An 11358-nucleotide genomic window follows, 5' to 3' on the forward strand; every position below is an offset into this window, starting at 1 on the left:
ATGTTTGACCCGGGATGGGTGAAACACATGAGTAGAGAAATGAACATGACTTCACGTAAAGGCATCATTCTGGCCGGGGGTTCCGGCACTCGTCTTTATCCAGTAACGATGGCTGTCAGCAAGCAACTGTTACCTATTTACGATAAACCGATGATCTACTACCCGCTCAGCACGCTGATGCTGGCCGGTATCCGTGACATCTTAATCATCAGTACGCCGCAGGATACGCCGCGCTTTGAGCAACTACTGGGTGATGGCACACAGTGGGGGCTTAACCTGCAATACAAAGTGCAGCCAAGCCCGGACGGGCTGGCGCAGGCTTTTATTATCGGCGAAGAGTTTATTGGCGATAGCGATTGTGCGTTAGTGCTGGGTGACAATATTTTCTATGGTCACGACCTGCAAAAACAGCTGGAAAATGCAACGGTTAAAACATCCGGTGCCACCGTCTTTGCCTACCATGTCCATGACCCGGAACGTTACGGTGTGGTGGAGTTTGATAAAAGTGGTAAAGCCGTCTCGCTTGAAGAGAAGCCGCTTGAACCAAAAAGTAACTATGCGGTGACCGGATTATATTTCTACGACAAAAACGTTGTCGAAATGGCGAAAAGCTTGAAGCCATCCCCACGCGGTGAACTCGAGATTACCGATATTAACCGATTGTATCTGGAACAAGAGGAATTATCGGTTGCCATGATGGGACGGGGCTATGCCTGGCTTGATACCGGGACTCACCAGAGCTTGATTGAGGCCAGTAATTTTATCCAGACCATTGAGGTGCGTCAGGGGCTCAAAGTCGCCTGTCCGGAAGAGATTGCGTTCCGTAAAGGATTTATTGACGCTCAGCAGGTTAGAAAACTGGCTGAACCGCTGTCCAAAAATGATTACGGTAAATATCTCCTGAAGATGGTCAAAGGTTTATAAGTCATGAACGTAATAAAAACGGCAATACCAGAAGTTCTGATCTTTGAACCTAAAGTGTTCGGCGACGAACGCGGTTTCTTTTTTGAAAGCTTTAGTCAGCGTATTTTCGAAGAGGCTGTCGGACGCCCGGTGGCTTTTGTGCAGGATAACCATTCGAAGTCCAGGCAAGGTGTACTGAGAGGTTTGCATTTCCAAAGAGGCGAGCACGCGCAGGGTAAATTAGTCCGCTGCACTGCCGGTGAAGTGTTTGACGTTGCGGTTGATATTCGTCAAGGCTCAGCAACGTTCGGCCAGTGGGTTGGCGTTCATTTGTCTGCGGAAAATAAACGCCAGCTGTGGATCCCTGAAGGTTTTGCTCATGGCTTCGTCACGCTGAGCGATACGGCTGAGTTTTTATATAAAGCAACCCAGTACTATGCCCCTTCCTCTGAAGGCAGCATTTTGTGGAATGACGAAAGTATTGGTATCGATTGGCCCATCTCTCAAGCGCCAGAGCTATCAGCCAAAGATGCTGTAGCGCCGTTGCTGCATCAGGTTTCATTCTCAGAGTAAATAACGTGTCTCACATTATAAAAATATTTCCTTCAAACATTGAATTTCCTGGCAAAGAGGATGAATCCATCCTCGATGCGGCGCTTTCAGCAGGTATTCACCTTGAGCACAGCTGTAAAAACGGCGATTGTGGTATTTGCGAATCTGACCTGCTTGCCGGGGAGGCTATCGATGCCAGTGGCAGAGTATTCGGCCACGGGGAAAAAATACTGACTTGCTGCTGTAAGCCCAAAACAGCGTTGGAGCTTAAGGCGAACTACTTCCCGGAACTGGCTGGGCAAGTAAAGAAAATCGTTCCTTGCAAAGTGAATAGCGCCGAATTGGTTTCTGCAGATGTTATCAGCCTGAAGCTGCGCATGCCGCCTACTGCGAAAATGGGCTTCCTGCCAGGGCAGTATATTAATTTGCAATATAAAGGCGTGACCCGCAGCTATTCAATTGCTAATAGCAATGAGGCCGACGGCGTTGAGCTTCATATCAGAAATGTGCCCAATGGCCAGATGAGCACGCTTATTTTCAGCGATCTGCAAGAAAATACGCTGATGCGAATTGAAGGGCCTTGCGGGACATTCTTCATCAGAGAGAATGAGCGGCCGCTTATTTTCCTGGCCGGTGGTACTGGGTTTGCACCGGTAAAATCAATGGTTGAACATCTTGTGCAGAATAACAGTACGCGCGAGATTCATATCTACTGGGGCATGCCGCAGGGAAATGACTTCTATTCACCGTTGCCACAGCAATGGTGTGAACAGCACGACAACATTCATTTTGTTCCGGTGGTATCAGGCGAAGATGCAAACTGGAACGGGCGTAAAGGATTTGTCCATCACGCCGTAATGGATGATTTTGATTCCCTTGAGTCCTTCGACATTTATGCATGCGGATCGCCTGTCATGATCGATGCCAGTAAAAAGGACTTTATGACTAAACATCTCTCCGTAGAGAACTTCTATTCTGATGCCTTTACCGCATCGAAATAAAATTGAGGGCACGACATGAAAGCGGTGATTCTGGCTGGTGGACTTGGAACCAGATTAAGTGAAGAGACAATTGTAAAGCCAAAACCGATGGTTGAAATCGGTGGCAAGCCAATTCTCTGGCACATTATGAAAATGTATTCCGCCCACGGTATTAAAGATTTCATTATCTGCTGTGGTTATAAAGGCTATGTGATTAAAGAGTATTTTGCGAACTACTTCCTGCATATGTCCGATGTCACATTCCATATGGCAGAAAACCGCATGGAAGTTCATCACAAGCGCGTTGAACCATGGAACGTCACTTTAGTAGATACCGGCGACGCTTCAATGACCGGTGGCCGCCTGAAACGCGTCGCTGAGTATGTAAAAGATGATGAGGCTTTCCTGTTCACCTACGGAGATGGTGTCGCCGATCTGGATATCAAAGCGACCATTGATTTCCATAAGTCACACGGTAAAAAAGCCACGTTAACGGCGACCTTCCCACCGGGCCGTTTCGGCGCGTTGGATATTAACGCGGGTCAGGTTCGTTCGTTCCAGGAAAAGCCGAAAGGCGACGGCGCGATGATCAACGGCGGCTTCTTTGTTCTGAACCCTTCCGTCATCGATCTCATCGACAACGATGCGACGACCTGGGAGCAGGAGCCTTTGATGGCCCTGGCAAAACAGGGTGAACTGATGGCCTATGAGCACACCGGCTTCTGGCAGCCAATGGATACGCTGCGTGATAAGACTTACCTGGAAGGCCTGTGGGAAAAAGGTAAAGCTCCGTGGAAAACCTGGGAATAGTTGAATGATTAATCAGAGCTTTTGGCAGGGGAAACGGGTATTCGTTACCGGTCATACAGGTTTTAAAGGAAGCTGGCTTTCACTGTGGCTGACTGAAATGGGGGCCGTGGTAAAGGGTTACTCATTAGCGGCCCCAACCGATCCAAGTCTTTTTGATATCGCACACCTTGATGACTTCATGGAGTCAGAAATTGGCGACATCCGTGATTTTGAAAAGCTACGTGGATCTATTGCGGCGTTTAAGCCCGAAATCATTTTCCATATGGCGGCTCAGCCGCTGGTCCGTCTCTCTTACGAACAACCGATTGAAACCTATTCGACCAATGTGATGGGCACCGTTCATCTGCTCGAAGCGGTTAAACAGGTTGGGGGAGTCAAGGCCGTGGTTAATATCACGAGCGATAAATGCTATGAGAATCGCGAGTGGGTATGGGGCTATCGTGAAAATGAAGCGATGGGCGGGTATGACCCTTACTCGAACAGTAAAGGTTGTGCTGAGCTGGTTGCCTCGGCGTTTCGTAGCTCATTCTTTAATCCCGCAGACTACGATAAACACGGCGTTGGCCTGGCTTCCGTCAGAGCAGGTAATGTGATTGGCGGCGGAGACTGGGCAAAAGATCGTTTAATTCCAGATATTTTACGTTCTTTTGAAAATAACCAGCAGGTCGTTATTCGCAACCCGCACTCAATTCGTCCGTGGCAGCATGTTCTTGAGCCGCTGTCGGGTTACATCGTCGTGGCACAGCATTTATATTCCGACGGGGCGAAGTTCTCAGAAGGGTGGAACTTTGGCCCGCGTGAGGAAGATGCGAAAACCGTCGAGTTCATCGTCGACAAGATGGTCGGGCTTTGGGGTGAAAGTGCAAGCTGGCATCTGGATGGTGAAAACCATCCTCATGAGGCGCATTACCTGAAGCTGGATTGCTCGAAAGCACACATGCAATTAGGCTGGCAACCTCGTTGGGGGCTGGTTGAAACACTTGGTCGCATCGTTAAATGGCATAAAGCATGGATAAACGGCGAAGATATGCTGGCTTGTTCAAAGCGCGAAATCCATGACTACATGACCACCACTATTAGTTAAGAAAATAAGTAACAGGAATCAGAGCAATGACAGCAAATAACCTGCGTGAACAAATCTCCCAACTCGTCGCCCAATACGCAGATGCGGCACTGAGCCCAAAGCCTTTTGTTGCAGGTGCAAGCGTAGTGCCACCATCTGGTAAAGTTATTGGTGCCAAAGAACTCCAGCTGATGGTAGAAGCTTCTCTGGACGGATGGTTAACGACCGGCCGTTTTAACGATGCTTTCGAAAAGAAACTGGGTGAGTTTATCGGTGTCCCTCATGTGTTAACTACCACATCAGGTTCTTCTGCAAACCTTCTGGCGTTGACCGCATTAACCTCACCAAAATTGGGCGATCGCGCTCTGAAGCCTGGTGATGAAGTGATTACCGTCGCGGCAGGTTTCCCAACCACCGTTAACCCTGCGATTCAGAACGGCCTGATCCCTGTATTTGTTGATGTTGATATCCCGACATACAACATCGACGCTTCCCTGATTGAAGCTGCCGTCACTGAGAAATCAAAAGCTATTATGATTGCTCACACGCTCGGCAACGCATTCAATTTGAGCGAAGTTCGTCGAATTGCAGATAAATACAATCTGTGGCTGATTGAAGACTGCTGTGACGCGCTGGGTACGACTTATGATGGCCAAATGGTAGGTACCTTCGGCGACATCGGTACCGTTAGCTTCTACCCGGCTCACCACATCACCATGGGTGAGGGTGGTGCAGTATTCACCAAATCCGGCGAATTGAAGAAGCTGATTGAGTCCTTCCGTGACTGGGGCCGTGACTGCTACTGTGCACCTGGCTGCGATAACACCTGTGGCAAGCGTTTTAGCCAGCAGTTGGGTTCTCTCCCGGAAGGTTACGATCACAAATACACCTACTCTCACCTGGGCTACAACCTTAAAATCACCGACATGCAGGCTGCCTGTGGTCTGGCTCAGCTGGAGCGCGTAGAAGAGTTCGTCGAGCAGCGTAAAGCTAACTTCGCCTACCTGAAACAAGCGCTGCAGTCTTGTGCTGAGTTCCTGGAGCTGCCGGAAGCAACTGAGAAATCTGATCCATCATGGTTCGGTTTCCCTATTACGCTGAAAGAAACCAGCGGCGTAAACCGTGTTGATCTGGTGAAATTCCTGGACGAAGCCAAAATCGGCACCCGTTTGCTGTTTGCAGGTAACCTGACTCGCCAGCCGTACTTCGCTAACGTCAAATACCGCGTTGTTGGCGAACTGACGAACACAGACCGCATCATGAACCAAACTTTCTGGATTGGTATCTACCCAGGCCTGACCACCGATCACCTGGATTATGTGGTTAGCAAGTTCGAAGAATTCTTTGGTTTGAATTTCTAATTTTTAATTAAAAAATGACGAACCAGAGGCATTCTGGTTCGCCTGATTTCTGAGGTTATAATGAAAGCTTCTGATGCTATTGCTGAAGTGCTAAGTGCGAATAATGTCGATTATGGCTTTGAGCTGATTGGTGGAATGATTGCCCATCTCGTCGATAGTATTAATGTTCTGGGCAAAACCAAAATGGTCTCTTTGCACCATGAGCAAGCGGCAGCATTTGCAGCTGGTGGTATCGCTCGTGCTACAAACAATCAGAAATTAGGATTGGCGCTGGGTACTAGTGGGCCTGGAGCAACAAACCTTATTACGGGTATTGCTGACTGCTGGCTCGATAGTTGCCCTTGCATTTTTATAACGGGTCAGGTTAATACTAATGAGCTCAAATTAGAAAGGAATATTCGCCAGCAGGGATTCCAGGAGCTGGATATTGTTAGTATTGTCAAAAGTATTACTAAGTTTGCACATCAAATAACATGCAAAGAAGAAATTATTCCGGTGCTGCAGCAGGCTATCGATATAGCTAAGAGTGGCCGCCCTGGACCGGTACTGATAGATATCCCAATGGATCTGCAGCGTGCAGAATTACCTGACGATATTATTGATTACCTGGCTGTTAAAAAAGATAAGCAGAATGCCAAAAATAACAGCGAGAAGGTATTTGATGAAGTATTGGCGCTACTTTCCAGCGCTCAGAAGCCAGTGTTCCTTATCGGTGGCGGAGCAATTAATGAGCCTCACTTCGCCGCGTGGCAAAAAGCTATTTCTGAATCTGGCCTGCCTCACGTAAGTAGTCTGAAAGGAAGTGAAAAAACACGACAACGGCCTGCCTACTACGGAATGATTGGCAGTTACGGTACCCGAACCGCTAACTATGCCGTACAAAATTGCGATTTGCTGATTGTTCTCGGCAGCCGTATGGATGTGAGGCAGACGGGAGCGGATACTGCTGATTTTGCGCGTAATGCTAAAATCATACAAATCGATCTCGATGAAGCCCAGTTAGAAAACAGAGTTATCGCTGATATTAATGTAAATGAAACTTGCGAAGATTTTTTAATCGCTCATTTGCAGTATTTAGAAGGGCAAAGCCACATAGAAAAAAAATCATGGCAGCTTGAACTAGATACGCATTGGAAGAATAATTACCAGGATGAATATGCAGACTGGTCGGTTAGCCCATTCCAGATATGCCAAACCCTTAGCAATGCGTTTGACAATAAGCCTGTACATTATGTCGCTGATGTAGGTAATAATCAGATGTGGGTTGCTCATTCTTTACTGCTGGGAGAAAAGCAGGCAATTCATCATTCTGGTGGCCTTGGCGCCATGGGATTTGCTATCCCAACAGCCGTTGGTGTTGCCTATGCTGCTGAGTGCCCAACGGTGATATTAACCGGTGATGGCGGCGCTCAATTGAACATTCAGGAGCTGGATATTATTGCCAGAGAGCGCCTCCCTGTATTGACGATTGTCTTCAATAACCAGTCATTAGGAATGGTTCGCGCATTCCAGGAAATGTATTTTGATGGGCGTAATGACTCGACTTTCTGGAGTGGTTATAGTTCATCCTTCAGCAGTATTGGTAAAGCTTATAATATTGAGTCATTCACCACTGCCGATCTGGCTGAGTTTTCAGGTTATATCAATAACTTTATTAAAGATCCTAAGCCAATGCTCATAGAAATTTTAATGAGCGATGCACGTGAGTGCCGCCCACGTCTTGCGTTTGGAAATCCAATTGATAAACAGTATCCGGTGAAAGATTAAATGATGAACATTGCTATATTAGGTGCAACGAGTCAAATAGCTCAAGACTTACTTAGACAATGGGCTCTAGCTAACAGTGATCATTCGCTGACACTATATTCTCGGCGGCCAGAACATGTTGTTGAGTTTATGAAGGAAATTGATTGGGCTTGCTCATATAGTTCTTGCGACATTATCGATTTCACTCACGAAGATAAACATTTCGATGCGATAATAAATTTTATTGGGCAAGGGAAACCAATAAGTATTGTTGAAAATAGTTCAGAAATAATGAAAGTAACAGAACTATATGACAATATGGTAATGAAGTACTTGTCATTGCATCAAAATAGCAAATATTTGTTTTTAAGTAGCGGTGCTGTATATGGATCAGTTTTCTCTGAGCCTGTTACAGAACAAAGCATGGCACAAATACCTATTAACAGACTGGGTGACAACAATGCATATGCAATTGCTAAGTTATATGCTGAGGCTAATCATCGGTTGAATAAAGATAAAAAAATTGTTGATATTCGAGTTTTTAATGTTTTTAGTCGTTATCAAAGCCTGAATACTGGTTTCTTTATTACAGATATCGTTAGTGCGATAAAAAATAAAAGTGTTTTAACAGTATCACCTTCTCATATGGTAAGAGATTATCTGCATCCAGAAGATTTTTTCCAGCTAATTGAGGCCTTGCTAAACTATGAAGAGCATATCAATACAGCGGTTGACTGCTTTTCTAAAATGCCAATAGATAAATTTGAGTTGTTGAAATTCTGTGAGCATAAATATGGACTCAAATGGAGCGAGGAAAAAGAAAAGGATATAATAAATGCGACAGGCTCTAAAAATAATTATTACTCTAAAAATAAACTAGCCACTAAATTTGGATTTGAGCCTCGTTATTCATCATTAGAATCAGTGCAACTTGAAATTGATGCACTTATTGGTTCTTATAATATTTAAATGGTTTTTAAATTAGTGAATGATAAATGATAATTTTTTTTAAAAAAATAGTTCAAAAACTAGGTGTCGATTTTGATATTGGAAATACTCTCTTACTAAGATTATGGTCGACAGTATCGGGTGCATTACTTGTGTTGATTATTCCTTTTTTCTTATCGACACCCGAGCAAGGTTATTATTTTACATTTGCTAGTCTTATTGGCATGCAGATATTTTTCGAGTTAGGGTTTAACTTTGTTATTACTCAAATGATTAGCCATGAAATGGTAAATGTAAAAGTAACAGATGGGAAATTAGATGGTAGAAGGAATTCTGTTGATAGGATTTATTCACTTATAGCTATGTTGGTTAAGTGGTATGCTGTCATTTCAATTTTGTTTTTTGTTACTGTCTATTATATTGGTATTCATTTTTTTAATACACATGGCTCATTACATCAGTCTGATTGGGTTTATGCATGGTTTGGCATTGTATTCTGTTCATCTTTAAATATATTTGCCAGCCCGTTTTTGTCTGTATTAGAAGGGATGGGATTTGTTGGACGTGTTGCACGTTTGCGACTGTACCAATCAATTGCGGGTTACCTCAGCCTTGCTGTCTTATTATCTTTTCATTTTAAATTAAATGCAATCCCTGCCGTTTCTGGCATGGCTGCATTGTTCAGTCTTATTTATATATTCAAAATTAAATTTAGTGTCCTTTTTTCACCAGTGTACAAAGCGGACAAAATAGATGTGAAAAATAAGGTTTCTATTTCGTGGCGTCATGAAATATTTCCATTCCAATGGCGCATAGCCATCAGCTGGATAAGCGGTTACTTCATATTTCAACTATTTAACCCACTAGTCTTTTCAAATCAAGGTGCCGCGGAAGCTGGTAAATTAGGTCTTCTACTTACGATATTTTCTACGATATTAACGCTATCAATGAGTTGGGTAAATGCAAAAATACCATCAATGTCCAGATTAATATCTTGCGGCAATAGAGTTGAGTTAAATATTTTATTTAAAAAAATATTCATATGTTCACTCGCTTTTAATATTTTATTATCTTTTATGTTTGTGGTTACTCTTAAGGTTATGATGATCATGGGGATGCCATTAGCTGACAGGGTTTCAGGGGTTAATACGGTGGTGCTAATTGCCATTATTAACATTATTAACCATATAATTTTTTGTTTAGCATCATACATGCGCGCACACAAAGAAGAACCCTTACTATTCAATTCAGTAATTACTGGGGTTTTAGTGGCAATTTTTGCATATTTTATGTCTAAATACAGTGTTTTTCTCATGATTAGTAGCTATCTAGCTATACTCATTACAGTTACTTTGCCGTGGGTATTAATTTTATTTAGGCAGTATAATAAACGAAAATTTATTCCTAATTGAAAGTGATGAATAATAGAACTGATATTGCTTTTAATAATTATAATCTCAAATAAAGGTGTGTTGTGTATAATAACGGAACGGAAATAACTATAGGCATTCCAACTTACAACCGAGTAGAAAAAGTACGGAAACAGTTAGAGAGACTTATACCACAATTAGCGGTAAACGATAGGGTGATAATCTCAGATAATGCTACGCCGGGAGATGAGCTAAAAATCATCATCGATTCTTTTTGTGATGCTCGAATAGTACTGCATGAAAATAAAGTTAATATTGGTGCCAATGCAAATATAATAAGATGTTTCGAATATGCTGATACTGAATATCTTTGGCTGCTAAGTGATGATGATGAAATAGTTGAAAATGCGTTAGACATTATTAGAGCAAAAATTAGAGAATATAATGCGGACTTTTACAACTTTTCTACAGCTTTGCTTGCCACTTCTAGAAAAGATACGTTATGTACTAATATCGAAGAGTATGTCGACTTTATCGGGTCAGGGATTAGTAATCATTTATTGATCTCCAATAATGTATATAAAATTAAGAGTGTCTTGCCGTATTTGGCATTGGCATTTTGGGGAGCGTATATTAACGCACAGCATCTTGTTCCCGTCTTTATGGCATTACAACACGGTGCAACTATTTTTTTGAGTAGCGATAATATAGTGAAGTGGGGCAGTTCAGAAAAAAATGGTGCTGGTGGTTGGCGTTTTGCAAACCTGTATAATTTGCTTTTTTTACCTGATGTTATTTCTGTTTCGAAAGTTAGGGAAAAAGCAATAAGAGCTGTAATGAGTTCCCTTCCTGCACCTGAAAAATTAATAGCTCAACTTTCGTATTATAAAGCTGGAACAGACGACAACGAGAAAATTGACTCTTATGCTCGGCGTATACTTAATATTTATATAGAGTATGGAAAAATTGGTTTGAAATTAAGAGCATACATTCTGAAGGTTTTGATAAAATTTCCAAGTATTTATCTTAAGTTATTAAATATTATATTCAAACGTGCTAAAGATGACACTATATATAGCTATTTACAAAAGGGCTCATTTGAATTTTACATCTAATCAACTGTTTTATGATTTTATTGAGTTTAATGTTTGACAGCCATAATACATTAAGTCGGTGATCGTATGCTTTTTTATATTTTAGCTGGTTTTTTGGCTTTTTTTTGCGTTCTTGAGATTTCATTGAAAATAATGAATGTAGGCTCTTGGACATATGTTAAAATTAAAAATGATTTGTATTTAAAGTTGTTTTTTTTCTTTTTTTTCTTTTATTAATAATATTTTGTGGGTTAAGAGCTGAAGGTGTTGATCGCGACTATCCAGAGTATTTGAATATGTTGTCGCAAGTGCCACCATTTCCAGCTGTGCTATTTTCTGATTTATCAAATGTTCATGGCGATCCTATATTTTATTTTATTGCATCACTCATTAATTTAATCGATGGGGAGCCTTATTTATTATTCCTTTGTTTCAGTTTGTTGTCTTTATCTTTATATCGTTGGTGTTTTATAAAATCTTCACCCCTTCCTTTTTTGTCTTTGTTGATTTATTTTTGTCATTCGTTTCTTA

General features: G+C 42.4%; 11 protein-coding genes. All 11 read left to right on the plus strand.

From position 1 onward, the window contains the following. Nucleotides 1–45 precede the first annotated feature (45 nt). Complete coding sequence (gene rfbA, locus HX778_RS20070; RefSeq protein ID WP_038483367.1) at nucleotides 46–924, plus strand: glucose-1-phosphate thymidylyltransferase RfbA; 879 nt, start codon at nucleotides 46–48, stop codon at nucleotides 922–924. Between the two features lie 3 nt (nucleotides 925–927). Next, nucleotides 928–1476: a dTDP-4-dehydrorhamnose 3,5-epimerase gene (gene rfbC, locus HX778_RS20075; protein WP_176982863.1), complete on the plus strand. Its 549-nt coding sequence runs from the start codon at nucleotides 928–930 to the stop codon at nucleotides 1474–1476. Between the two features lie 5 nt (nucleotides 1477–1481). Then, the gene (locus HX778_RS20080) at nucleotides 1482–2456 is read left to right on the plus strand and encodes a CDP-6-deoxy-delta-3,4-glucoseen reductase (RefSeq protein WP_176982864.1); all 975 of its coding nucleotides are present in this window, start codon (nucleotides 1482–1484) and stop codon (nucleotides 2454–2456) included. A gap of 15 nt (nucleotides 2457–2471) precedes the next feature. Further along, a complete protein-coding gene (rfbF, locus tag HX778_RS20085; RefSeq protein ID WP_038481303.1) occupies nucleotides 2472–3245 on the plus strand; it encodes a glucose-1-phosphate cytidylyltransferase in 774 nt (257 codons plus the stop codon). A gap of 4 nt (nucleotides 3246–3249) precedes the next feature. Further along, nucleotides 3250–4329 (plus strand): CDP-glucose 4,6-dehydratase, encoded by a 1080-nt coding sequence (rfbG, locus tag HX778_RS20090; RefSeq protein WP_176982865.1) that lies wholly within the window; start codon nucleotides 3250–3252, stop codon nucleotides 4327–4329. A gap of 26 nt (nucleotides 4330–4355) precedes the next feature. After that, entirely contained in the window at nucleotides 4356–5669 is a 1314-nt protein-coding gene (gene rfbH / locus HX778_RS20095) for a lipopolysaccharide biosynthesis protein RfbH (RefSeq protein WP_038481309.1), read from the plus strand. A 60-nt stretch (nucleotides 5670–5729) separates the two neighbouring features. After that, complete coding sequence (locus HX778_RS20100; RefSeq protein ID WP_038481312.1) at nucleotides 5730–7436, plus strand: thiamine pyrophosphate-binding protein; 1707 nt, start codon at nucleotides 5730–5732, stop codon at nucleotides 7434–7436. After that, a complete protein-coding gene (locus tag HX778_RS20105) occupies nucleotides 7437–8384 on the plus strand; it encodes an NAD(P)-dependent oxidoreductase (RefSeq protein WP_081948203.1) in 948 nt (315 codons plus the stop codon). Between the two features lie 26 nt (nucleotides 8385–8410). Then, nucleotides 8411–9775: a hypothetical protein gene (locus HX778_RS20110; RefSeq protein ID WP_038481315.1), complete on the plus strand. Its 1365-nt coding sequence runs from the start codon at nucleotides 8411–8413 to the stop codon at nucleotides 9773–9775. Between the two features lie 62 nt (nucleotides 9776–9837). Beyond that, a complete protein-coding gene (locus HX778_RS20115) occupies nucleotides 9838–10848 on the plus strand; it encodes a glycosyltransferase family 2 protein (RefSeq protein ID WP_038481318.1) in 1011 nt (336 codons plus the stop codon). Nucleotides 10849–11066: 218 nt separating this feature from the next. Next, nucleotides 11067–11358 (plus strand): EpsG family protein (locus HX778_RS20120; protein WP_370527406.1); only part of this gene is annotated, 292 nt, incomplete at its 3' end.

Origin of the sequence: Cedecea sp. P7760 (assembly GCF_013386425.1) — a bacterium.
In the GTDB taxonomy this organism is placed as follows: Bacteria; Pseudomonadota; Gammaproteobacteria; order Enterobacterales; family Enterobacteriaceae; genus Cedecea; species Cedecea selenatireducens.

Excerpts from the sequence above, each read along its gene's own strand:
- rfbA (WP_038483367.1), top strand. The coding sequence starts at position 46 with ATGACTTCACGTAAAGGCATCATTCTGGCCGGGGGTTCCGGCACTCGT.
- rfbC (WP_176982863.1), top strand. The coding sequence starts at position 928 with ATGAACGTAATAAAAACGGCAATACCAGAAGTTCTGATCTTTGAACCT.
- rfbF (WP_038481303.1), top strand. The coding sequence starts at position 2,472 with ATGAAAGCGGTGATTCTGGCTGGTGGACTTGGAACCAGATTAAGTGAA.
- rfbG (WP_176982865.1), top strand. The coding sequence starts at position 3,250 with ATGATTAATCAGAGCTTTTGGCAGGGGAAACGGGTATTCGTTACCGGT.
- rfbH (WP_038481309.1), top strand. The coding sequence starts at position 4,356 with ATGACAGCAAATAACCTGCGTGAACAAATCTCCCAACTCGTCGCCCAA.
- HX778_RS20100 (WP_038481312.1), top strand. The coding sequence starts at position 5,730 with ATGAAAGCTTCTGATGCTATTGCTGAAGTGCTAAGTGCGAATAATGTC.
- HX778_RS20105 (WP_081948203.1), top strand. The coding sequence starts at position 7,437 with ATGATGAACATTGCTATATTAGGTGCAACGAGTCAAATAGCTCAAGAC.
- HX778_RS20110 (WP_038481315.1), top strand. The coding sequence starts at position 8,411 with ATGATAATTTTTTTTAAAAAAATAGTTCAAAAACTAGGTGTCGATTTT.